This window comes from Streptomyces sp. NPDC052016, from assembly GCF_044548445.1.
Lineage (GTDB): Bacteria > Actinomycetota > Actinomycetes > Streptomycetales > Streptomycetaceae > Streptomyces.
Genome location: NZ_JBIUBX010000006.1, coordinates 176,305 through 198,671 on the forward strand (window position 1 = coordinate 176,305; position 22,367 = coordinate 198,671).

Annotated in this window: 25 protein-coding genes and 1 pseudogene; 20 read left to right on the forward strand and 6 right to left on the reverse strand. The window is 73.8% G+C overall.

Features of this window, described 5'->3' with window-relative positions:
- Positions 1-14: 14 nt before the first annotated feature.
- The 4 genes and pseudogenes from ACIHAR_RS10220 (at position 15) to ACIHAR_RS10235 (ending at position 3,827) form a co-directional block, all read left to right on the forward strand.
- A complete protein-coding gene (locus ACIHAR_RS10220) occupies positions 15-2,003 on the forward strand; it encodes a prolyl oligopeptidase family serine peptidase (RefSeq protein ID WP_400018451.1) in 1,989 nt (662 codons plus the stop codon).
- A complete protein-coding gene (locus ACIHAR_RS10225; protein ID WP_400018454.1) occupies positions 2,000-2,923 on the forward strand; it encodes an LD-carboxypeptidase in 924 nt (307 codons plus the stop codon). Before ACIHAR_RS10220 ends, ACIHAR_RS10225 begins: the two co-directional genes overlap by 4 nt.
- 69 nt (positions 2,924-2,992) lie before the next feature.
- Positions 2,993-3,231: pseudogene (locus ACIHAR_RS10230) on the forward strand (DUF1049 domain-containing protein).
- A gap of 41 nt (positions 3,232-3,272) precedes the next feature.
- Positions 3,273-3,827, forward strand: a complete 555-nt coding sequence (locus tag ACIHAR_RS10235) for a GNAT family protein (protein WP_365459396.1) — start codon at positions 3,273-3,275, stop codon at positions 3,825-3,827.
- Here ACIHAR_RS10235 and ACIHAR_RS10240 read toward each other — a convergent pair.
- Entirely contained in the window at positions 3,796-4,161 is a 366-nt protein-coding gene (locus ACIHAR_RS10240; protein ID WP_365459399.1) for a DUF6204 family protein, read from the reverse strand. The two genes, ACIHAR_RS10235 and ACIHAR_RS10240, sit on opposite strands and share 32 nt — an antisense overlap.
- A 59-nt stretch (positions 4,162-4,220) precedes the next feature.
- Between ACIHAR_RS10240 and ACIHAR_RS10245 the strand changes: the two genes are divergently transcribed.
- Entirely contained in the window at positions 4,221-5,120 is a 900-nt protein-coding gene (locus ACIHAR_RS10245; protein WP_400018457.1) for an arginase family protein, read from the forward strand.
- Between the two features lie 12 nt (positions 5,121-5,132).
- On the opposite strand, the gene ACIHAR_RS10250 is transcribed toward ACIHAR_RS10245, so the two are convergent.
- Complete coding sequence (locus ACIHAR_RS10250; protein ID WP_365459405.1) at positions 5,133-5,483, reverse strand: VOC family protein; 351 nt, start codon at positions 5,481-5,483, stop codon at positions 5,133-5,135.
- 320 nt (positions 5,484-5,803) lie between these two features.
- Between ACIHAR_RS10250 and ACIHAR_RS10255 the strand changes: the two genes are divergently transcribed.
- Positions 5,804-6,295: a phage holin family protein gene (locus ACIHAR_RS10255; protein WP_400018462.1), complete on the forward strand. Its 492-nt coding sequence runs from the start codon at positions 5,804-5,806 to the stop codon at positions 6,293-6,295.
- Between the two features lie 6 nt (positions 6,296-6,301).
- Positions 6,302-7,348, forward strand: a complete 1,047-nt coding sequence (locus ACIHAR_RS10260; RefSeq protein WP_400018464.1) for an SDR family oxidoreductase — start codon at positions 6,302-6,304, stop codon at positions 7,346-7,348.
- A 971-nt stretch (positions 7,349-8,319) separates the two neighbouring features.
- Here the strand turns inward: ACIHAR_RS10260 and ACIHAR_RS10265 are convergent.
- Positions 8,320-9,273: an LLM class F420-dependent oxidoreductase gene (locus tag ACIHAR_RS10265; RefSeq protein ID WP_365459411.1), complete on the reverse strand. Its 954-nt coding sequence runs from the start codon at positions 9,271-9,273 to the stop codon at positions 8,320-8,322.
- Between the two features lie 204 nt (positions 9,274-9,477).
- On the opposite strand from ACIHAR_RS10265, the gene ACIHAR_RS10270 reads away from it, so the two are divergent.
- The 13 genes from ACIHAR_RS10270 to ACIHAR_RS10330 all read left to right on the forward strand — a co-directional run bounded on the left by ACIHAR_RS10270 (position 9,478) and on the right by ACIHAR_RS10330 (position 19,672).
- Entirely contained in the window at positions 9,478-11,337 is a 1,860-nt protein-coding gene (locus ACIHAR_RS10270) for an FAD-dependent oxidoreductase (protein WP_400018608.1), read from the forward strand.
- Between the two features lie 4 nt (positions 11,338-11,341).
- A complete protein-coding gene (locus ACIHAR_RS10275; RefSeq protein ID WP_365459416.1) occupies positions 11,342-13,198 on the forward strand; it encodes a transketolase in 1,857 nt (618 codons plus the stop codon).
- Positions 13,195-14,124 carry a non-homologous end-joining DNA ligase gene (gene ligD / locus ACIHAR_RS10280; protein ID WP_400018467.1) on the forward strand — a complete coding sequence of 310 codons (930 nt, stop codon included), beginning with the start codon at positions 13,195-13,197 and terminating at the stop codon, positions 14,122-14,124. Before ACIHAR_RS10275 ends, ligD begins: the two co-directional genes overlap by 4 nt.
- Positions 14,125-14,243: 119 nt before the next feature.
- A complete protein-coding gene (locus tag ACIHAR_RS10285; protein WP_365459422.1) occupies positions 14,244-14,597 on the forward strand; it encodes a gas vesicle protein in 354 nt (117 codons plus the stop codon).
- 111 nt (positions 14,598-14,708) lie between these two features.
- A complete protein-coding gene (locus tag ACIHAR_RS10290; RefSeq protein WP_400018469.1) occupies positions 14,709-15,134 on the forward strand; it encodes a gas vesicle structural protein GvpA in 426 nt (141 codons plus the stop codon).
- Entirely contained in the window at positions 15,131-15,883 is a 753-nt protein-coding gene (locus tag ACIHAR_RS10295) for a GvpL/GvpF family gas vesicle protein (RefSeq protein WP_400018471.1), read from the forward strand. The genes ACIHAR_RS10290 and ACIHAR_RS10295 overlap by 4 nt, the downstream gene beginning before the upstream one ends.
- Positions 15,884-15,931: 48 nt before the next feature.
- Complete coding sequence (locus ACIHAR_RS10300) at positions 15,932-16,195, forward strand: gas vesicle protein GvpG (RefSeq protein WP_365459431.1); 264 nt, start codon at positions 15,932-15,934, stop codon at positions 16,193-16,195.
- Positions 16,192-16,848 carry a DNA primase gene (locus tag ACIHAR_RS10305; protein ID WP_400018474.1) on the forward strand — a complete coding sequence of 219 codons (657 nt, stop codon included), beginning with the start codon at positions 16,192-16,194 and terminating at the stop codon, positions 16,846-16,848. Before ACIHAR_RS10300 ends, ACIHAR_RS10305 begins: the two co-directional genes overlap by 4 nt.
- Positions 16,845-18,005 (forward strand): SRPBCC family protein, encoded by a 1,161-nt coding sequence (locus ACIHAR_RS10310; RefSeq protein WP_400018476.1) that lies wholly within the window; start codon positions 16,845-16,847, stop codon positions 18,003-18,005. The genes ACIHAR_RS10305 and ACIHAR_RS10310 overlap by 4 nt, the downstream gene beginning before the upstream one ends.
- Positions 18,002-18,346 carry a gas vesicle protein gene (locus tag ACIHAR_RS10315; protein WP_365459440.1) on the forward strand — a complete coding sequence of 115 codons (345 nt, stop codon included), beginning with the start codon at positions 18,002-18,004 and terminating at the stop codon, positions 18,344-18,346. The genes ACIHAR_RS10310 and ACIHAR_RS10315 overlap by 4 nt, the downstream gene beginning before the upstream one ends.
- Positions 18,343-19,197, forward strand: a complete 855-nt coding sequence (locus tag ACIHAR_RS10320; protein WP_365459443.1) for a GvpL/GvpF family gas vesicle protein — start codon at positions 18,343-18,345, stop codon at positions 19,195-19,197. The genes ACIHAR_RS10315 and ACIHAR_RS10320 overlap by 4 nt, the downstream gene beginning before the upstream one ends.
- Entirely contained in the window at positions 19,194-19,382 is a 189-nt protein-coding gene (locus ACIHAR_RS10325) for a gas vesicle protein (RefSeq protein ID WP_365459446.1), read from the forward strand. The genes ACIHAR_RS10320 and ACIHAR_RS10325 overlap by 4 nt, the downstream gene beginning before the upstream one ends.
- The gene (locus ACIHAR_RS10330; RefSeq protein WP_365459449.1) at positions 19,379-19,672 is read left to right on the forward strand and encodes a gas vesicle protein K; all 294 of its coding nucleotides are present in this window, start codon (positions 19,379-19,381) and stop codon (positions 19,670-19,672) included. The genes ACIHAR_RS10325 and ACIHAR_RS10330 overlap by 4 nt, the downstream gene beginning before the upstream one ends.
- 21 nt (positions 19,673-19,693) lie before the next feature.
- Here ACIHAR_RS10330 and ACIHAR_RS10335 read toward each other — a convergent pair whose 3' ends face one another.
- The 3 genes from ACIHAR_RS10335 to ACIHAR_RS10345 all read right to left on the reverse strand — a co-directional run bounded on the left by ACIHAR_RS10335 (position 19,694) and on the right by ACIHAR_RS10345 (position 22,344).
- Positions 19,694-19,864, reverse strand: coding sequence for a hydrophobic protein (locus ACIHAR_RS10335; RefSeq protein ID WP_365459452.1), 171 nt, complete (start codon positions 19,862-19,864; stop codon positions 19,694-19,696).
- A 42-nt stretch (positions 19,865-19,906) separates the two neighbouring features.
- Positions 19,907-20,728, reverse strand: a complete 822-nt coding sequence (locus tag ACIHAR_RS10340; RefSeq protein ID WP_400018480.1) for a class I SAM-dependent methyltransferase — start codon at positions 20,726-20,728, stop codon at positions 19,907-19,909.
- A 122-nt stretch (positions 20,729-20,850) separates the two neighbouring features.
- Positions 20,851-22,344: a bifunctional phosphatase PAP2/diacylglycerol kinase family protein gene (locus tag ACIHAR_RS10345; protein WP_400018482.1), complete on the reverse strand. Its 1,494-nt coding sequence runs from the start codon at positions 22,342-22,344 to the stop codon at positions 20,851-20,853.
- Positions 22,345-22,367: the final 23 nt, after the last annotated feature.

The window sequence follows — 22,367 nt, forward strand, 5'->3', positions numbered from 1 at the left end:
GAGCGGGGGAGAACGTGCAGATCCTGCCGTACGGTTCCTGGCCCTCGCCCCTCGACGCGCGTCTCGCCGCCGCGCACGGCGGACGGCCCGAGTACGTCGGCTTCGTCGGCGACGAGGTGTGGTGGACCGCGCCCCGGCCCGCCGAGGGCGGCCGGCGCACCCTCGTGCGGCGGCGCGCGGACGGGACGGAGGAGTCCGTGCTGCCCGCGCCGTGGAACGTGCGCAGCCGGGTCCTGGAGTACGGCGGACAGCCCTGGGCCGGCGCGGTCCACGAGGGCCGGACCCTGGTGGTGTTCGCGCACTTCGCCGACCAGCGGCTGTACCGGTACGTGCCCGGCGGCGAGCCCCGGCCGCTGACTCCCGTCTCCCCGGTGGGCGGCGGACTGCGCTGGGCGGAGCCCCAGGTGCTGCCGGAGCGGGGCGAGGCGTGGTGCGTACTGGAGGAGTTCACCGGCGAGGGGCCGACCGACGTGCGCCGGGTCCTGGCCGCCGTACCGCTGGACGGGTCGGCCGCGGACGACCGCGGCGCCGTCCGTGAACTCACCGACGACCGGCGGAGGTTCGTCACCGGGGCGCGGCTCTCGCCGGACGGCCGCCGGGCCGCCTGGCTGACCTGGGACCATCCGCGGATGCCGTGGGACGGCACGGAGGTGGTCGTCGCCGAGGTCCGCGCCGACGGGACGCTCGGGGCGGGCCGGGTCGTCGCGGGCGGCCCGCGGGAGTCGGTGGCGCAGGTCGACTGGTCGACCGACGGCCGTCTTCTGTATACGAGCGACCGTACGGGCTGGTGGAACCTGTACCGCGACCACGAGCCCGTCTGTCCCCGCGAGGAGGAGTTCGCCGGCCCGCTGTGGAAGCTGGGCCGGCGCTGGTTCGCCCCGCTGGACAGCGGGCTCGTCGCCGTCGTGCACGGCCGGGGCGCCGCCGCGCTCGGCATCCTCGACCCCGAGACGGGCGAGATCGTCGACGTGGCCGGACCGTGGACCGAGTTCGAGCCCACGCTCGCGGCGCACGGCCCACGCGTCGTCGCCGTCGGCGCCAGCCCGCGCAGTGCCCACGAGGTGGTGGAGGTGGACACCCGCCCCCACGCTCCGGCGAACCCGCGCGGGGGCGCCCCCGTCGGCCGGGCGCGGGTCGTCGGGGCCGCGCACGACGACACCGTCGCCCCCGCCTACTACCCGGAACCCCGGATCCGCACCTTCACCGGCCCCGACGGCCGGGAGATCCACGCGCACGTCTACCCGCCCCACCATCCCGGCTGCGCCGCCCCGGACGCCGAGCTGCCGCCGTACGTCATCCACGCGCACGGCGGCCCCACCGACCGGGCACCGCTCGTGCTCGACCTGGAGATCGCCTACTTCACCTCCCGGGGCATCGGGGTCGCCGAGGTGAACTACGGCGGGTCGACCGGATACGGGCGGGCCTACCGCGACCGGCTGCGCGAGCAGTGGGGTGTGGTCGATGTCGAGGACTGCGCGGCCGTCGCCCTCGCCCTCGCCGACGAGGGCACCGCCGACCGGCGGCGCCTCGCGATCCGCGGCGGCAGCGCCGGCGGCTGGACCGCCGCCGCCTCCCTCGCCGGCACCGACGTCTACGCCTGCGGCACCGTCGTCTACCCCGTCCTCGACCTGGTGGCCTGGGCGACGGGCGGAACGCACGACTTCGAGTCCCGCTACCTCGACACCCTCGTCGGACCGCTCGCCGAGGTGCCCGCCCGGTACGCGGAGCGCTCGCCCGTCGAGCACGCCGACCGGATCACCGTGCCGTTCCTGCTGCTGCAGGGACTGGACGACGTGATCTGCCCGCCCGCCCAGGCCGAACGCCTCCTCGCCCGCCTCGCGGGACGCCGGGTCCCGCACGCCTACCTCGCCTTCGAGGGGGAGGGGCACGGCTTCCGGCGGGCGGAGACCATGGTGCGCGCCCTGGAGGCCGAGCTGTCCCTGTACGCTCAGGTGTTCGGGCTGCGCCCGCCCGGCATCCCCACCCTGGAGCTCGTGCAGTGAAGGACCTCAGGCGGCCCGCCCGTCTCGCCCCCGGTGCCCGGGTCGCCGTCGTCGCACCCAGCGGACCCGTCGCCGAGGAACGGCTCCAGGCCGGGCTCGACGTGCTGCGCGGCTGGGACCTCGATCCGGTGCCCGCACCCCATGTCCTCGACCGGCACCCCGAGCTGGGCCATCTCGCGGGCACCGACGCCGACCGGGCCGCCGACCTCCAGCGGGCCTGGTGCGACCGTGCCGTCGACGCGGTGCTGTGCGCACGGGGCGGCTACGGCGCCCAGCGCGTGGTCGACCTGCTCGACTGGGACGCGATGCGGGCCGCCGGCCCCAAGGTGTTCGTCGGCTTCAGCGACGCGACCACGCTCCACGAGGCGTTCGCCGTACGCCTCGGCCTGGTCACCCTGTACGGCCCGGTGGCCGCCGGCGTCGACTTCGTCAAGAACGCCCGCGCGCAGGACCACCTGAAGGCCACTCTGTTCGCCCCGGAGACCGTCCGCACCCTCACCTCCTCCGGCACCGCCCTCGCCCCCGGCCGGGCACGGGGCGTCACCCTCGGCGGCTGCCTCGCCCTGCTCGCCACCGGCCACGGCACCCCGCACACCCGCCCCGGCGCCCGCGGCGGGCTGCTCCTGCTGGAGGACGTGGGGGAACCGCCCTACCGCGTCGACCGCTGGCTCACCCAGCTCCTGCGCACCGGCTGGCTCGACGGCGTCGCGGGCGTCGCCCTCGGCTCCTGGGACCGGTGCGGGCCCTACGAGGAACTGCGTCCCGTCCTCTCCGACCGGCTCGGCGGGCTCGGGGTGCCCGTCGTCGAGGAGCTCGGCTTCGGGCACTGCGAAGGAGCGCTGACCGTGCCGTTCGGGGTGGGCGCCGAACTCGACGCCGACGCCGGCACGCTCACCCTCGACGCGCCCGCCCTGGCGTGACACGCGGCGCGTCACCCGGAGGGCAGACGCCGCCGTGCGGGCGTGCGGCGTGCGGCCCACCCTGATCGCATGAGCCCGAAGACCTCCGAGAGCGGCGGGAAGGCCGGCGGCCGGGGGCCGGCGCTGACGCCCTCCCGGATCACCACGTCGGCCCTGGCGATCCTCGGCTGGTCCTCATCTTCGAGAACACCCGCGCCATCAGGATCAGACTGCTGATCCCCGAGGTGACGATGCCGCTGTGGACGGCACTGCTCGCCACCGGCGTCATCGGCGCGCTGTGCGGCGCGTACTCCAGGAGACGCGACTGACGGCCGCGGCGCCGCGAGGCGCCCCGTCGTACGCTGGGCCGGTGCCGCACACCGCATCCCGCTACCTCGCCGAGGGCCCCCGCGTGGGCATACGCCACTTCACCTACGCGGACGGCGCCGAGTTCACCGCACGGGCCCGGGAGAGCAAGGACCTGCACCATCCGTGGCTGTTCCCGCCCGCCACCGCCCAGGCGTACACCGCGTACGCGGGCCGGCTCATCGAGGACCCCACGAAGGCCGGCTTCCTGGTGTGCACCCTGGACGACGGCGCCATCGCGGGGTTCATCAACATCAACAACATCGTCGAGGGCGGCTTCCAGTGCGGGGCGCTCGGCTACGGCGCCTTCGCGCACGCGGCCGGACGCGGCCTGATGCGGGAGGGCCTCGACCTCGTGGTGGGACACGCCTTCGGGCCCATGCGGCTGCACCGGCTCGAGATCAACGTGCAGCCCGGCAACGCCGCCTCGATCGCCCTCGCCCGCGCCTGCGGGTTCCGCCTGGAGGGCTTCTCCCCGAAGATGATCTACATCGACGGGGACTGGCGGGACCACGAGCGGTGGGCGCTCACCGTCGAGATGCGCCGTCCGCGCGCCTGACGCCCTTCCGGTTGACCTTCATCGTGTCGAGGTCCGTGACCGTCGACCTCAGCCCCGTGAAGCCGTAGCCCAGCTCCCGCAGCCGCTCCCCGGCGCGGTCCTCGGCGAGCAGGCCCGCCATCTCCTCGCCGTCCGCCGGGTCCGACACCACCACGAAGCGCATCGAGAAGTGCTTCAGCGGCGACGGCGCGTACGACAGTGTGCCCTCCTCGGTGAACCGCATGCTGCTCAGACCGTGGTCGGCGGCCTCGGCGAGCAACCGGGCCCGGGCCTCGTCGCCGAGGCCGTCCCAGCTACCGCGGACGATGACCCGGTAGGTGTGCTGCTCGCTCACGATCACTCCTCGGCACAACTCGGTGGACGGTCGACTGTACGTCGGCGAGGATGCGTCGCATGCCGAATTTCGTCGTGGTGGACGCCCCCTCCAACCTGGGCCTGCGCCCACCCGCCCCCGGCACCGTGCCCGGCTGCCACAAACTCGCCGGGGCGCTGCGCGAGCAGCGGATCGTGCAGCGGCTGGGCGCCCGGGAGGGCGGGGTCGTCGTCCCGCCGCGCTACGACCGGGGGAACTGGCGGGAGGGCGACGGCGTCTTCAACGCGGCGGGCATCGCCGCCTACACCCGCAGGCTCGCCGACCGGATCGAGCGCCACGTGCGCGCCGGTGACTTCCCCGTCGTCCTCGGCGGGGACTGCTCCATCCAGCTCGGCGCCTCCCTCGCGCTGCGCCGCATCGGGCGGTACGGGCTGGCGGCCGTGGACGCGTCCCCCGACTTCCGGCACCCCGGCAACTCCGACCGGATCGGCGCGGCGGGCGGCGAGGAGGTCGCCATCGCCACCGGGCGCGGGCAGGAGGACCTCACCGACCTGGAAGGGCTGCGGCCCTACCTGCGGGACGAGGACGTGCGGTTCTTCGGCATCCGCGACTGCTTCACGGACGACCGCGCCGAACTCCTCGCCCTGAAGATGCCCGTCGTCACCGTCGGCGAACTGCGCGAGTGGGGACCGGCGGCCCTCGCCGAGGCCACCGCCCAGGCCTTCGCGATTCCCGAACTGGACGGCTTCTGGGTGCACCTGGACGCCGACGTGCTGGACCCCACCGTGATGCCCGCCGTCGACAGCCCCGACCCCGACGGCCTGTTCCCCGACGAACTCGTCGCGCTGCTGCGGCCGTTGCTCGCCTCCCCGCACTGCGTCGGCCTCAACGTCACCATCTACGATCCCGATCTGGACCCCGAAGGCACCGCGGGCGCCCTCCTCACCGACGTCGTCGTCGCCGCCCTCGGCCGCACCTGACCGGCGCCCGCCTCACCCCTGACGACGGTCGACGTACTCGTACACCGACCCGTCGGGGTGCCGTGCGATCAGGTTGCGGCCCACCGGCGTCGGCACCGGGCCCGCGATGACGTCCGCGCCCAGCTCGGTGAGCGTCTTGTGCGCTTCGTCGACGTCCGTCACGGCGATCGTCGCCGCCACCTTGCGCAGCACCTCCAGCTCGCTCTCCGGCCCGCTCATCAGCAGGAAGCAGCCGACCGCCGCCACCTGGACCCCACCGCGCCCGAATCGCAGCGCCGGGGCGCCGGCGAGCCGTTCGTAGAAGGGGACGGCGGCCTCGAGATCGTCGACGCAGACACGCAGAGTGGCTCCCAGAATGTCCATGCGGCGAGCCTAGTGGGGGCGGCCGGAGAGGGAAGATCCCTTCACCCGATCCCCCGCCGCCCGGCCGCCCGGCGTGCCGCCCGGTCGTGACGACCGGCCGCGAAGCCGTCCCGGAGGCGGCCGTTCCGGCCGGCGCACGCTGTTCCCCCGTCACCTCCCCTGTCGCCGGGCACGGCCGCGGCAGGACGGCGGATCGCCGGGACGACCGTCTCACTGCCGCGGCCCCGGCGGTCCGGTACACCCGAGGAGCCGATGGAGAGCCCACGCGCACAGCGGGGCGGCCGGAGTTACACGCCCGTCACCCCGGGTACCCGGCGGTCATGGAGCGCATGGATCACCTGGAGCATCTGGACAAGCATCTGGTCGACGAACTGGCGCAGGTGGCACGCGAGACGATCCGCGAGGAGCTGCGCGAGCAGACCCGCAAGCAGCGCCGCACGGCCATGCTGTACGCCGCGTCCGGCGCCCTCGCGCTGTACGCGGGCGCGGCCGTCGCGCTCGCCGTGGGACTGGCGCTCGGCATCGGACTGCCGGACTGGACCGCCGCGCTGATCACCGCGGCGATCCTCGGCGTCCTGGCGTACGTGCTGCGCGGCGCCGCCCGGCCGCACCGGCACCCCGCCCACGAGGCCGGCCAGGACGCCGCGCACGGGCGGGTCGTCGGCGGGACGCCGCCCGCCGGGCCGCCCGGTGGGCTCGGTCTGCCGTACCCGCCGATGCCCTCCACCGCACCCGGCGCGGACGTGCCGCGTCCGGCCGAGGCGCCGCGGACCGACGACATCGACCCCGAGTCGCCGCACCACCGGGCGTGATGCGGGGTGCGGACACCTTGGGGCCCGGTCGGAAAGGGCCGGGTGGTGGTGGTGACCGGGGCCACGGGCGGCATCGGCCGTGCCGCGGCCCGGGCCTTCGCCGCGCGCGGCGACCGGGTCGCCCTCCTGGCCCGGGGGCGTGAGGGCCTCGCCGCGGCGGCGGACGACGTGCAGCGCGGCGGCGGCGAGGCGCTCGTCGTGACCGTCGACATGGCCGACGCCCAGGCGGTCGAGGACGCGGCACAGAAGGTCGCCGACGCCTTCGGGCGTATCGACGTTTGGGTCAACAACGCCTTCACCGGGGTCTTCGGGCCCTTCACGGAGATCACCCCGGACGAGTTCCGCCGGGTGACCGAAGTGACCTACCTGGGCTATGTGTTCGGCACCCGCGCCGCCCTGCGCCACATGCTGCCGCGCGACCGCGGCACCATCGTGCAGGTCGGCTCCGCGCTCGCCTACCGCGGGGTGCCGTTGCAGGCCGCGTACTGCGGGGCCAAGCACGCCATCCAGGGGTTCAACGAGTCGCTGCGCTGCGAACTGCTGCACTCGGGCAGCCGGGTGCGCACGACGATGGTGCAGCTCCCCGGTGTCAACACCCCCCAGTTCGACTGGGTGCTGAACCGGATGCCGGGGCGGCCCCGGCCCGTGGCGCCCGTGTACCAGCCGGAGGTGGCCGCCCGGGCGATCGTGCACGCCGCCGGGCACGCGCGGCGGCGGGAGTACTGGGTGGGCGCCTCCACGGCGGCGACGCTGGCCGTCAACGCGGTGCTCCCCGGCTTCCTCGACCGCTACCTGGCACGGACCGGGTACGAGTCACAGCAGGACCAGCGGGCGGACGGGGCCGTGAACGGCGGCCCGGGCAACCTCTGGAGCCCCGCCGACGGCCCCCATGGGCACGACTACGGGGCGCACGGGCGCTTCGACGACGAGTCCGTCGCCCGGGACCCGCAGGTGTGGGCCTCCCGCAACCGGGGACGCGTCGGCGCCGGGCTGCTGGCCGCGGGCGTGGGCGCGGCAGTGACCGCGGGCCTGCGCCGCCGCACCCACGCGTGACGGACGCGCGCCTGACCGACGGCGCTGACCGACGGCGCCTGACCGGCGGCCTGCGGCTGTTCTTCGGCCGGGGCGGGTCTGCGGTCCCTTTATCCCGACGGGTCTGCGGCTGCTTTTCGGCCGCGTGGGCTTGTGGCTGTCCTTTGGCCGCGTGGGCTTGCGGCTGTCCTTCCGGTCGGCCGGGGTCTGCGGCTGCTCTTCGGCCCGGAGGTCTGGGGGCTGGTCTTCGGCCGCGTCGGCCTCCGGCCGTCCCTCAGCCGCGACGGATCTGCGGCCGCCTCCACGGCCTCGCGGCCCTGTGGGCGTCCCACGACCGTGTCGGCGAGCCTGTTGAGCCTGTGTGCGGTGGTCCTGCGCCGTCCCCGGACAGTGGCGCCGACGCAGGCCCCGCACCGCGGCCTGCGGCCGACCACGAACCTGCCGCCTGAGCCGGAGCGCTGCGCTTCGGACCTGCGGCCTGCCGTCCGGCGTCGGCGCACCTGCGGCCGGCCGCCGCCTGCTACCCGGCGCGCCCGCGCCCGCCGCTCGACCGCACATGCATCGGCGCGCCGACGGCCGCCGTGCGGCCTCGCGCAGCAGTGGGCGTCACAGATGTGCGGGGCCCCTGCCTTTCTGCCGACTCGCAGATTCGCGGTCAGCGGGGGACCGCTGGCTCCACCGGACCTGCGGTCCGCTCCACCGCCTCACAGCCCTCCCAGCCGATCCCCGCACGTCGGGCGGCTGTGTCCCCCGGTACTCCGCCGCTCCACGTCGCAGCGTCATTCGGTGCCCCGGTGCCCCGGTGCCCCGGTGCCCCGGTGCGTCCGGCCGCATCGTCCCGTCGGGGGACCCGGCTTGCCGTCCGCCCGGAGGCAGTCGTCGTCGCCGGCGCTCACCGTCGGCGGTGAGCGCGCGGGCACCGCCGCGACCCCGCACCGGACGCAGCCCGGTACGCAGCCCGGCGGGGCAGCGCCTCACGGCCACCACCCGCCTCACGGAAGCTGCGGCAGCACCTTGGTCCGGTAGAAGTCGAAGAAGCCCCGCTGGTCGGGGCCGATCTGGTTGACGTAGATGCGGTCGAAGCCTGCGTCCGCGAACGCCTTCAGGGCCGTGACGTGCTCGTCGGCGTCGTCGCCGCACACCGTGTTCTCGCGCACCATCTCCTCGGTGATCAGCGGCTGGAGCTGCTCGAAGTGGCTCGGCGTGGGCAGGATCTGGCCCATCTCGCCGGGCAGCAGCTGGTTCGACCACAGCCGGTGGACCGTACGGACCGCCTCGTCGCGGTCGGTGCCGTAACAGACCTTCGTGCCGCCGCTGACCGGCTTGGTGCCGCCCCCGCCCTTGCGGAACTGCTCCACCATCGGCTCCTCCGGCATCATCGTGATGTAGCCGTCGCCGACGCGGGAGGCGAGCGCCGTCGCCTTGGGACCGAAGCCCGAGATGTCGATGGGGATCGGCTCGTCGGGGACCGTGTAGAGGCGGGCGTTCTCCACCGTGTAGTGGGTGCCGTGGTGGCTGACCTCCTCGCCCGTGAACAGCCGGCGCATGACGTGGATCGCCTCCTCCAGCATCTCCAGGCGCACGTGCGTGGGCGGCCAGGGGTCGCCCAGGATGTGCTCGTTGAGGGCCTCGCCCGAGCCGACGCCGAGGCGGAAGCGTCCGCCGGTCATCACCGCGGACGTGGCGGCGGCCTGCGCGACGACCGCCGGGTGCATGCGCACGGTCGGGCAGGTCACCGCCGTCTCGAGGGGCAGCGACACCGCCTCCGACAGGGCGCCGATCACCGACCAGACGAACGGGCTCTGGCCCTGCGCGTCGTTCCACGGGTGGTAGTGGTCGGAGATCCACAGCGACTGGAATCCGGCCTGCTCGGCCATCCGTGCCTGCTCGATCAGGTCCGCGGGGGCGAACTCCTCGCAGGACAGGAAGTAGCCGTACTCGGGCATAACTGCACCTCCGCCGGTGTGCCGCGGGTGGGTCCGGTCGCCGCCCGGGTACCCGGCGCGAAGGCGGGAAACCGGGCCGGCAGGCGCCCCCACCCACCCCCGCCGGACGTTTGGCGGCCCTGGCCAGGGGGACGCGGAAACCCTCGTACGACACACGCGTACGACACCGACCGCCGGAGGCGAACCGTGAGTCGACCCCGCATCGTGATCGTCGGAGCCGGTTTCGCCGGGTACCGGACGGCCCGCACCCTGGCGCGGGCCGCCCGGGGCCGGGCCGAGATCACCCTGCTGAACCCGACCGACTACTTCCTGTACCTCCCGCTGCTGCCCCAGGTGGCCGCCGGCATCCTCGAACCCCGCCGGGTCACCGTCTCCCTCACCGGCACCCTGCGGGACGTGCGGCTGGTGCTCGGCGAGGCCGACCGCATCGACCTCGACGGGCGCACCGTCCACTACACCGGCCCCGAGGGCGAAGCGGGCACCCTGGCCTACGACCGGCTGGTGCTCGCCGCCGGCAGCGTCAACAAGCTGCTGCCCATCCCCGGTGTCGCCGAGCACGCGCACGGCTTCCGCGGCCTGCCCGAGGCGCTCTACCTGCGTGACCACGTCACCCGCCAGGTGGAGCTCGCCGCCACCGCCGGGGACGCGGCACAGTGCGCGGCGCGCTGTACGTTCGTGGTGGTCGGCGCCGGCTACACGGGCACCGAAGTGGCCGCGCAGGGGCAGCTCTTCACCGACGCGCTGGTGCGCTCCCACCCGCTGCGCAAGGGCATGCGCCCGCGCTGGATGCTCCTCGACATCGCCGAGCGCGTCCTGCCCGAGCTGGACGAGAGGCTGTCGCGGACCGCCGACCGGGTGCTGCGCGAGCGGGGCGTGGACGTGCGCATGGGGACCTCCGTGAAGGAGGCCACCCGCGACGGAGTGCTGCTGACCGACGGCGAGTACGTCGAGACCCGCTCCCTGGTGTGGTGCGTGGGCGTACGGCCCGATCCGCTCGCCGAGTCGCTCGGGCTGCCGATGGAACGCGGCCGGCTCCTCGTCGAGCCCACGCTGCGGGTGCCGGGCCGGCCCGAGGTGTTCGCCTGCGGTGACGCGGCCGCCGTGCCGGACCTGGAGAATCCCGGCCAGTACACGCCGATGACCGCGCAGCACGCCTGGCGGCAGGGCAAGGTCGCCGGACACAACATCGCGGCGTCGCTGACCGGCGGCACACTGCGGCCCTACCGGCACAAGGACCTGGGCTTCGTCGTCGACCTCGGCGGGGTCAAGGCCGCCGCCAACCCGCTCGGCATCCCGCTCTCCGGGCTGCCGGCCGGCGCGGTCACCCGCGGCTACCACCTCGCCGCCATGCCCGGCAACCGCGTCCGCGTCGCCGCCGACTGGCTGCTGGACGCCGTACTGCCGCGCCAGGCCGTCCAGTTGGGCCTCGTCCGATCGTGGGCGGTGCCGCTGGACACGGCGTCGCCTGAACTGGCGCGGGTGCCCGGCGCGGGCGAGGCGACCCCGGCCACGCATGAGTCCGGGCCCCGGGCGGCCGGCCCCGACGCCCCCGCGGAAGGGGACGGCCGGACGGTTCTGGGCGGGGGAGGGGGCGAGGACACCTCGCGGACGATCACCGCGCCGACGCCCGAACCCGTGCGCACGGAGCCTGCGAGCCGTCGGGTGGAGGAGGCTTCCGGGACCGACGCGCCCGCCGCCGGGAGTGCGGTGGGCGGGGGCGGGGATGAGGACACGTCCCGGACGATCACCACGCCGACGCCCGAACCCGTGAAGAGCGGGCCCGCGAAGAACCGACCGGGCCCGGAACCGGCGAAGAACCAGCCGGGCGCAGAGCCGGCGAAGAACCAGCCGGGCGGAGAGCCCGCCAGGAACCAGCCGGGCCCCGAGCCCGCCAGGAGCCGGCCGGCCGCGGAGCCGGCCGGCGGCAGGCCGGGCCCGGAGCGGGCGAGGAACCGGCCGGACCGAGAGGCCGCGGAGAAGGGGGCACGCCCGGAACGCGTCGGGCACGAACCCGCCCCCGGCCCCGTGCGGCGCCACGACACCCCCGCGAAAGGAGACCAGTAACCCGATGGACACCGCCGAACTCACCGCCCTCGGACAGCAGTTGCGCGTCGACAGCGTCCGCGCCTCCGCCGCCGCGGGCTCCGGGCACCCGACGTCCTCCATGTCGGCCGCCGACCTGGTCGCGGTGCTGCTGGCGAACCACCTCCGCTACGACTTCGACCGCCCCGCCCACCCAGGCAACGACCGCTTCGTCCTGTCCAAGGGCCATGCCTCGCCGCTGCTGTACGCGGCCTACAAGGCGGCCGGCGCCATCGACGACGAGGAACTGCTCACCTTCCGCAAGCTCGGCAGCCGGCTCGAGGGGCACCCCACCCCGCGGCGGCTGCCCTGGGTCGAGACCGCCACCGGATCGCTCGGGCAGGGGCTGCCGGTCGGCGTAGGCATCGCGCTGGCCGCGAAGCGGCTGGACCGCTCCGAGGCACGCGTCTGGGTGCTGTGCGGTGACAGCGAACTGGCCGAGGGGTCGGTGTGGGAGGCCGCCGAGCACGCGGGCCACGAGCACCTCGACAACCTCACCGCGATCGTCGACGTCAACCGGCTCGGCCAGCGCGGCCCCACCCGGCACGGCCACGACCTCGACGCCTACGCCCGCCGCTTCCAGGCGTTCGGCTGGCACACCGTAGAGATCGACGGCCACGACGTCGACGCCGTCGACCGCGCCTACGGGGAGGCCTGGTCCACCAAGGGCCAGCCCACCGCGATCCTCGCCCGCACCCTCAAGGGCAAGGGCGTCGAGGCCGTCCAGGACCGCGAGGGACAGCACGGCAAGCCGCTCCCGGACGCCGACGAGGCGATCGAGGAGCTCGGCGGCCCCCGTGACCTGCGCGTGGAGGTCCACGAGCCGCCCGCCGCCCGCCTGCTGCACTCCGTCCCCACGGGCCATCTCGACCTGCCCCGCTGGGAGAAGGGCGACCCGGACAAGGGTGTCGCCACCCGCGACGCCTACGGGCAGGCCCTCGCCGCGCTCGGCACCGCCCGCGCCGACGTCGTCGCCCTCGACGGAGAGGTCAGCGACTCCACCCGCGCCGAGTTCTTCGCCAAGGAGCACCCCGACCGGTTCTTCGAGTGCTACATCGCCGAGCAGCAGCTCGTCGCCGCCGCCGTGGGTCTCGCGTCGCGCGGCTGGGTGCCGTACGCCTCCACGTTCGCGGCCTTCCTGACCCGTGCGTACGACTTCGTGCGGATGGCCTCGGTCAGCGGGGCCGGGATCAACCTGGTCGGCTCGCACGCCGGTGTGGCCATCGGGCAGGACGGGCCCTCGCAGATGGGCCTGGAGGACCTGGCGATGTTCCGGGCCGTGCACGGCTCCACCGTGCTGTACCCGTGCGACGCCAACCAGACGGCCCGCCTGGTGGCCGCCATGGCCGGCCTCGACGGCATCCGGTACCTGCGCACCTCCCGCGGTGCCGGCCCGGTGATCTACGGGCCCGACGAGGAGTTCCCGGTGGGCGGCAGCAAGGTGCTGCGCTCCTCCGACCGGGACCGGCTGACCCTCGTCGCGGCCGGCGTCACCGTGTCCGAGGCGCTGAAGGCCGCGGACCTCCTGGCCGGCGAGGGCATCCAGGTCCGGGTGATCGACCTCTACTCGGTCAAGCCCGTCGACCGGGCCACCCTGCGGCGCGCCGCCGAGGAGACCGGCTGCCTGGTGACCGTGGAGGACCACCACCCGGAGGGCGGCCTCGGCGACGCCGTGCTGGACGCCTTCACCGACGGACGGCCGCTGCCGCGCCTCGCGCGCCTGGCCGTGCGGACGATGCCGGGCTCCGCGAGCCCCGGCGAGCAGCTGCACGCGGCCGGGATCGACGCCGAGTCCGTCGCGGCCTCCGCCCGGCTGCTGGTGGAGACGGCGGTCGTGCCGTGAGCGGTGGGGACGACGTCCGCAGGGTGCGCGTCGGACGCCGCAGCGTCGAGGTCCACCGGCCGGACAAGGTGCTGTTCCCGGGCGGCGAGAACGGCAAGGAGTACACCAAGGCGGACCTCGTCGCCTACTACCGGTCGGTGGCCGCGTTCATGCTGCCGCACCTGCGCGGCCGGCCCCTGATGCTGGAGCGGCATCCCGAGGGCGTCGACGGGCCCCGCTTCATGCAGAAGAACACCCCCGGGCACTACCCGGACTGGATCACCCGCGTGGAGGTGGCGAAGGAGGACGGAACCGTCCGCCACACCGTGTGCGACGACTCCGCCACCCTCGCCTTCCTCGCAGACCAGGCCTGTCTCACCCTGCACCGCTGGCTCTCCCGGTCCGGCCACGTCGACCGCCCGGACGTGATGATCTTCGACCTCGACCCCTCCGGTGACGACTTCGGCGCCGTGCGCGCGGCCGCCCGGTGGCTGGGCGAACTGCTCGACGAGATCCGGCTGCCGTCGGCGCTGATGACCACCGGCTCGCGCGGCCTGCACGTCGTCGTCCCGCTCGACGGGCAGCACGACTTCGACGAGGTCCGCGCCTTCGCCCGGGACGCCGCCGAACTGCTCGCCGCCGAGCACCCCGACCGGCTCACCACGGCCGCCCGCAAGAAGGACCGCGGCGACCGCCTCTACCTGGACGTCCAGCGCAACGCCTACGCCCAGACCGCCGTCGCCCCCTACACGGTGCGCGCCCGCCCCGGCGCGCCCGTGGCCACGCCCGTCGCCTGGGAGCAGCTCGACGATCCCGACCTCGGCCCCCGCCGCTGGACGATCGCCGACGCCGCCGAGCAGGCCCGCGACGACCCGTGGTCCGGGGTGACGAAGCGTGGCCGGTCCCTGCGCCCGGCCCGGCGCCGCCTGGACGCCCTGCGCGCCTGACACCGCATGGCACATACACATACCGTCGGTACGCAGTGGGTTCCGCCCGACGGCGCAGACCCGTGCTCTCGTGAAGGTTTGGCCAAGGACCTTCCGGCCACCCGAAGGAAGAGGTGGCCATGGCGAACACAAAAGACACAGCACATGCGCGGACTTCACACAACTCCGACGACGACAAGGACGACGACGTGACGGAAGACCGGCCGAGCCCCATGGAGGTGCTGCGTCAGGCGCGCAGTCAGCTCGCGGAGCTGACCGGCATGACCGCCGAGAGCGTCTCGTCGTTCGAGCAGACGCAGGACGGCTGGTCGCTGGAGGTGGAGGTCCTGGAACTCGCCCGGGTGCCCGACACGATGAGCCTGATGGCGAGCTACCAGGTCGACCTCGACCCCCAGGGACAGCTCATCGGCTACCGGCGCGTCCGCCGCTACGAGCGCGGGCGGGCCGACGCACAGCGGCCCGGCGGCCGTTAGGCCCCGCCCCGCGCACCGACCCACACCCCACACCGCACCACCCGGAACACCACCACCGAGACACATCACCACCGAGACACATCACTACCGAGACAAGGAGGCGCGGTCGGCATGACCGTTGTCCCGGCACAACAGACCGGCGGCGGGGGCGGCAGCAGCGGCCTCTACGACGTGCTGGAGCTCGTCCTGGACAGGGGGCTCGTCATCGACGCGTTCGTGCGGGTCTCCCTGGTCGGCATCGAGATCCTGAAGATCGACGTCCGGGTCGTCGTGGCCAGCGTCGACACGTATCTGCGTTTCGCCGAGGCGTGCAACCGCCTCGACCTGGAGGCCGGCCCGCGCAAGAGCCCGGGTCTGCCCGACATGGTCGGCGAGATCACCGAGTCCGGCGCGCGCGGCAAGTCCAAGGGCGCCCTGTCCGGCGCCGCCGAGACCATCTCCGGCGCCTTCAAGCAGGCACGTGAGGAGAGCGAGGCCGAGCGGCCGCGTGCCGCCCGCAAGGCGCCCTCCTCCCGCAGGAAGGAGGAGCAGGAGTGAGCACGTACGTCTACGGCATCACCGCGCGCTCGAACGCGGGTCTGCCGGAAGGCCTGGGCGGTGTCGGCGAGCCGGCGATGCCGGTGCGCGTGCTGACGGAGGGCGAGCTCGCCGCGATCGTCAGTGACGCGCCCGAGAACCTGCGGCCCAAGCGCAGGGACCTGCTCGCCCACCAGAACGTCCTCGCCGAGGTGGGCGCCGACGGCTGCGTGCTGCCCATGCGGTTCGGCAGCGTCGCCCCCGACGACGCGGCCGTCACCGGGGTGCTCGCCGAACGTGCCGAGCACTACCTCGAGCGGCTGGGGGCCCTCGAGGGCAGGGTCGAGTACAACGTCAAGGCCACGCACGTAGAGGAAGCCGTGCTGCACCAGGTGATGGCGGAGAGCCCGGAGCTGCGGGCCCTCGCCGAGGCCAACCGGCAGGCCGGCGGCGGCACCTACGAGCAGCGGCTCCAACTGGGCGAGATGGTCGCCGCCGCGGTCAAGGCGCGCGAGGCCCAGGACGCGGCCGACGTCCAGCAGAGGCTGGAACCGCTGGCGGCCGCAGCCAGCGTGGGCCCGGAGTCCACGGGCTGGCTGGCCAACGTGTCGTTCCTGGTGGCGCGGGAGAAGGCCGCGGAGTTCGCGAACGCGGTGGACGAGCTGCGCAAGGAACGGCCGCACCTCGACCTGCGGCTCAACGGGCCGCTGCCGCCGTACAGCTTCGTCGAGCCCGGCCCGGCACAGCCCGCGGGCACGGCCGGGGAGTAGCAGGAGCAGCAGGAGATCACCAGCCACTCGAGCGGAGGGAGAGGAGAGATGGGCCTGATATCGGAGGTGCTGCTGTTGCCGTTCGCACCGGTGCGCGGCAGCGCGTGGGTGATCGAACAGGTAGTGCGCGAGGCGGAACGGATCTACTACGACCCCGCCACGGTCCGGGCGGACCTCTCCCGCCTCGAGGAGCAGTTGCACGCCGGCGAGATCACGGAGGAGGAGTTCGACCGCATGGAGGACGAACTCCTTGACCGGCTGGAGATCGCCACGCGCCGGAGCACGGGAACGGACGACGGGACGGCACGATGAACCGAACGGCAATGGGCCTCGCGATAGGGGCCGGGTACCTCCTCGGACGTACCAAGAAGCTGAAGATGGCCATGGCGGTCGGCTCGCTGGTCGCCGGCAAGAAGCTGAACCTGACGCCGAAGGCGCTGGCCGACCTGCTCTCCCAGCAGCTGCGGGACAACCCGCAGTTCAAGGAGATCGGCGACCAGCTCCGCCAGGACCTGCGAGGCGTCGGCAAGGCGGCCTCCGGGGCCATGGTCGAGCGGCAGATGACCTCGCTCGCCGACAGGCTGCACGGCCGTACGGCCCAGGTCCGCGACCAGCTCGGCGGCGTGGTCCCCGACGTGCCGGGCACACCGTCGCGCCGGGACGACCGGGAGGCGGACGAGGAGCACGAGGAGCCGGAGTCCGCGCGCGGCGACGAGGGCCGGGACGAGGGCCGGGGCGACGCGGGCGAGGAGCCGCGGCGCAAGGAGCCGGAGGGCCGCAAGGCGCCCGCGAGGACGGCACCCGAGAAGAAGGAGAAGAAGGGGCCCGCCAAGGCGAGTGTCAGGAGGACCCCCAGGAAGGCGCCGGCGGGCGGGACGGCCAAGAAGACCACGGACGCGGCCCGGAAGGCGGCGACGACCACGGCCTCCCGAGTCCGGGGAACCAAGGGAGGCGATGAAGGATGACCGAGACCCTCGGATCCGCGAAGTCCGCCGCCGGCCGGGCGACAGGCGGCAACCTGCTTTCCGGCGTCGCCCAGAGCGAGGCCGCGGACCGGCTCAAGGCGGAGGTGCAGGAGTACCTCGCCGCCCAGGCCCAGCGGGCACTGGCCGGCGTCGGCCGCAAGCTCGGCGAGACCACCGTCAAGCTCAACGACATCGCCGAGGGCAAGAGCCCCGGCTTCGCCAAGCTGGCCCTGGACGGCGGCCGCAAGATCGCCGAAGGCAAGGGCCCGCTGCGCACCGCGCTGGAACTGGGAGCCTCCCGCGCCAAGGAGGGCGTGACCGGCGCCCTGCAGAACCTCGGCGGCGGCCAGAGTAAGCGCAAGCGCGGCGCGGGCAAGAAGCCCACGGTCATCATGGAGCACATCGACGTCGGCGTGCCGCTGCGCACCGCCTACGACCAGTGGACCCAGTACCAGGACTTCAGCACCTTCGCCAAGGGCGTCAAGAACGCGAGCCGCGCCGACGACACCACCAGCGACTGGCAGGTGAAGATCTTCTGGTCCAACCGGAGCTGGAAGGCGAAGACGACCGAGCAGGTGCCGGACGACCGGATCTCCTGGACGTCCGAGGGAGCCAAGGGCACCACGAGAGGCGTCGTGTCCTTCCACTCGCTCGCCGACAACCTCACCCGCGTCCTGCTGGTCATCGAGTACTACCCGACGGGCCTGTTCGAGAAGACGGGCAACATCTGGCGCGCCCAGGGCCGGCGCGCCCGCCTCGACCTGAAGAACTTCGCCCGCTTCGTCACCATCAAGGGGGAGGTGGACGAGGGCTGGCGCGGCGAGATCCGCGACGGTGAGGTCGTCCGCTCCCACGAGGACGCGCTCGCCGAGGAGCGTGAGGAAGGCGAGGAGGCCGAGGGGCGCGAGGAAGAGGAGGGCGCCGAGGGTCGCGAGGAAGAGGAGGAGACCCCGTACGGCGAGGAGGACGAGGCCCGGTCCGACGCCGACGAGGACCGCGACGAGAGCGAGGAGGACGAGGAGGAAGAGGACCAGGAGGGGTACGACGAGGGCGAGTACGACGAGAACGAGTACGACGAAGAGGCACCCGAGGACGAGGAAGAGGACGAGGAGGAGTACGACGACGAGGCCACTTACGAGGCCAGGAGCGGTCGATGAGCCTGCCGAGCCGGATGCCGGAGCCGTACGGCCAGGGCGGCGGCGCCAACCTCGCCGACATCCTGGAACGGGTCCTCGACAAGGGCATCGTCATCGCCGGCGACATCCGGATCAACCTGCTCGACATCGAACTGCTCACGATCAAGCTCCGCCTCATCGTCGCCTCGGTCGACAAGGCCAAGGAGATGGGCATCGACTGGTGGGAGGACGACCCGGAGCTGTCCACCCGCGCCAGGCGTGACCAACTCGCCCGTGAGAACGCCGAGTTGCGTGAACGGCTGGCGCGGCTGGAGCAGCTCGAGCCCAGTCGCGCCCCCCGCACCCAGGAGGAGTCGCCATGACGGGACTGCGGTACGTGTACGCCGTCTGCCGGCCCTTCAGCGCGCCGCTGCAGGCCGAGCTGACCGGCGTGGGCGGCGCGCCCGCGAAGCTGCTGCACCACCACGGCCTGGTCGCCGTCGTCAGTGACGTACCGGCGCGCGACTTCGCCGAGGAGCCGTTGCGGGCGCACCTGGAGGACCTGGACTGGCTCAGCGCGACCGCGCGCGGTCACCAGCAGGTGATCGACGCGCTCACGGTGGTCACGACGCCGCTCCCGCTCCGGCTCGCGACCGTATTCCGGGACGACAGCGGCGTTCGCGTCATGATCGAGGAGCGCGAGGAGGACTTCCGGCGCACCCTGGACCGGCTCCAGGGGCGCGTGGAGTGGGGCGTGAAGGTGTACGTCGAGGCGGAGGCGCCGGAACCGGCCGCGTCCGCGGCGCCGGCGAAACCCGCCTCCGGCCGGGACTACCTGCGCCAGCGCCGTATGCGGGCGAGGGCGCACGAGGACACCTGGCAGCGGGCCGAGCGGTTCGCGGGCCGGCTGCACACCCTGCTCTCCGAGCACGCCGACGCCGCCCGACTCCACCCGCCGCAGAACTCCGCCCTTTCCCGGGCCTCCGGGCAGAACGTGCTGAACGCGGCCTATCTGGTGCCCCGCGCGGAATCCGAGGAATTCGTGGAAATAGTCGACCGCACGAAGGGCGAGGAGCCAGGAATGCGCGTGGAACTCACCGGGCCGTGGGCTGCCTATTCCTTCGTGGACCTCGAATTCTCCGAGACGCCGGAAAGTGCGGAGGAGGTCACCGGGGAGAGCGAGAAAGAGATCCGGGAACGGGCCGACGCGCAGGCCGCCGAGGAGGGCTCATGACCGTCGTGGAACGCCGTGAGGTCGCCCTCGTCGACCTGCTCGACCGGCTGCTGGCCGGCGGGGTCGTCATCACGGGCGACCTCACGCTGCGCATCGCGGACGTCGATCTCGTCCGCATCGACCTGAACGCCCTGATCAGTTCCGTGAACGAGAACGTTCCAGCGCCTTGGGGGGAGCGGGCGTGACCACACCACGCACACCACGCAACCGGCTCGACCTGGAGCCCGACACCGTCGAGCGCGACCTGGTCAAGCTCGTCCTGACCGTCGTGGAGCTGCTGCGCCAGCTGATGGAGCGGCAGGCGCTGCGCCGCTTCGACCAGGGCGACCTCAGCGAGGAGCAGGAGGAGCGCATCGGGCTCACCCTGATGCTGCTCGACGACCGCATGGCCGAGCTGCGCGAGCGCTACGGCCTGCGGCCCGAGGACCTCAATCTGGACCTCGGGCCGCTCGGACCGCTGCTCCCCCGCGAGTGACCACGACTCCCGGGGGCTACTTCACCACCTGTACCAGCGGCTCCTGCCGCCCGCCGCGGTCGTTCCGCGCATCAGGAAGCCGAGAAGCCACAGGACGAGAACCGCGAGCGCGATCCACCACAGCACTTCCACTGCGAATCCGGCGCCGAAGAGAATCAATACCAGAAGCAGTACCAGCAGGATGGGAACCATAGTGTGAACCTCCTGCTTTCCGTGTTTCCTTGATTTCGCGAATCAGGCGTCCTTTCGGCACAGAATTTCTCCGTGCAGGACACCGAACCACCCGTCCTCCCGCTTTCCCCATTCCCGCCAGGCCTCCGCCACGGCCCGCAGCTCCTCTTCGGTGGCGTGCCCGCCGTCGGTGGCGCGCCCGGCGTACGCGGAGGCCACCGTCCGGTCCGCCCACAGGCCGCTCCACCACGCCCGCTCGTCGGGGGTGCTGAAGGTCCAGGTGCTGGAGGTGGCGGTGACGTCGGTGAAGCCGGCCGCGAGCGCCCAGGACTTCAGGCGGCGTCCGGCGTCCGGCTCCCCGCCGTTGGCGCGGGCCACCCGCCGGTACAGGTCCAGCCAGTCGTCCATGCCGGGCAGCTCCGGGTACCAGGTCATGGCCGCGTAGTCGGAGTCCCGTACGGCGACGAGCCCGCCGGGCCGGACCACCCGCCGCATCTCGCGCAGCGCCTGCACCGGGTCACCGACGTGCTGGAGGACCTGGTGGGCGTGGACCACGCAGAACGTGTCGTCGGGGTGGTCCAGGGCGTGGACGTCGGCGACCGCGAAGTCGACGTTGGTCAGGCCGCGCCCGGCGGCAGTGGCCCGCGCCTGCTCCAGGATTCCCGGGGCGTGGTCCACGGCGGTGACGTGCCCGTCGGGGACCAGGGCCGCCAGGTCGGCGGTGATGGTGCCGGGCCCGCAGCCGACGTCCAGGATCCTCATGTGGGGCCGGAGGGAACCGAGCAGGTAGGCCGCGGAGTTGGCGGCGGTGCGCCAGGTGTGCGAGCGCAGCACCGACTCGTGGTGCCCGTGCGTGTAGACGGCGGTCTCCCGTGCTGCCGGCATGGCTGTACCCCTTCTCGACGGACCGGTCCCCGGGCTCCGGAGAGCCCGGGGCGACACCCGCCACCGTACGCCCTGTGCCGAATGGTGAGATCGTTTGTTCTGCTATGTGGACTGACGGTTCGTCAGTCCGACGGGGTGGGCCGGTACACCGTCAGGTGCTCGGGCAGTTTCTCCAGCGTCACCTCGCCCTCCACATGGGTGACCTCACCGTCGAGGGCGAGGAGCGTGCCGGGGGCGACGTCCTTCAGACGGAGCCGACCGACCTGCACGGCCGCGTGGACGGGCGAGCGCGTGAGGGGACCCGCGAAGGCCGCGGCGAGCAGACGCAGGGCGGGCCTGCGGCCCCCGTGCACGACCCGTACGTCAAGGCGGCCGTCGGCCAGGTCGACGCGGCGGCCCGGGGCGAGACCCATGCGGTGGTAGGTGCCGTTGCCGGCGAACAGCAGCCACAGCGGACGCGTCCGGCCACCGAGCTCGGCCTCCAGCGGATGCCGGTCGGCGCGCAGTACGCGCAGGGCCGCGAGGACACCGGCGGGCCAGCCGCCGATCCGGTGCGACCAGCGGTCCCGCTCGCGCACCAGCTCCGGGTACACGCCCAGGCTGCACGTGTTGAGGAAGATGCCCTGCCGCTCCCCGCAGGTGACCCGGCCCACGTCCACGCGCACCGCCTCGCCCTCCCGCACCGCCCGGCCCAGCGTCCGCACGTCCTCCACGCCCAGGTCGTACGCGAAGTGGTTGAGCGTGCCGCCGGGCACGACGGCCAGCGGCAGCCCGTGGCGCAGGGCGACCTCGGCGGCCGTGTTCACCGTGCCGTCGCCGCCGCACACGCCGAGGACGCGGGCGCGGGCCGCCGCCTTCTCCAACTCGGCCGGCACGTCGGAGGGTTCGCACTCGACGAGCTCCGCGAGCGGCAGCGCGTCGTGCAGCGCGCGGACCCGGTCGGCGGTCCCGGCGGCGGTGTTCACCACGACCACCAGGCCCTCCCCGTCGGGCAGCGCCGGCGCGGCGGCGCGCGGCCGGGCCGGCGGAACGGCCGCGACACGGGCCGGCACCAGGCCCCGTACGGCGAACGCGGCGCCCACGCCCAGGGCGGCGCCGGCGAGGACGTCGCTCGGGAAGTGCGCGCCCGTGTAGACGCGGGACATCGCCACCGAGAACGCGACCGGCGCCACCGCCGCCCCCCACGCCGGTGACTCCAGGGCGACCCCGGTGGCGAAGGCCGCCGCCGACGCGGAGTGTCCGGACGGGAAGGACGTGGTGATGGGCTGCCGCTTGAGCTGCCGGACCAGCGGCACCGGATCGAGCACGGGCCGAGGGCGGCGCACCGAGCGCTTGCCGAGGGTGTTGATCGTCAGGGAGGCCAGGCTCAGCGAGGCGAGGCCACGGGCGGCGGCCCGGCGGGCCCGCGGGGTGCGGCTCGCCGCGATCGCGGCGGCCGCCGCGAACCACAGGACCCCGTGGTTGGCGCCGCGGCTCAGCCGCGGCAGGACCGGTTCGGCGCCGGGCCAGCGGCGCTCGGCGGCGAACTCGAACAGCCGGCAGTCGAGGGCGAGCAGCCGGTCGCGCAGCGCATGCCGGCCGGGTCGGGGCACGGTCAGATCGACGTCTGGGCTCATGGCCTGCGGGTACCCTGAGGTGG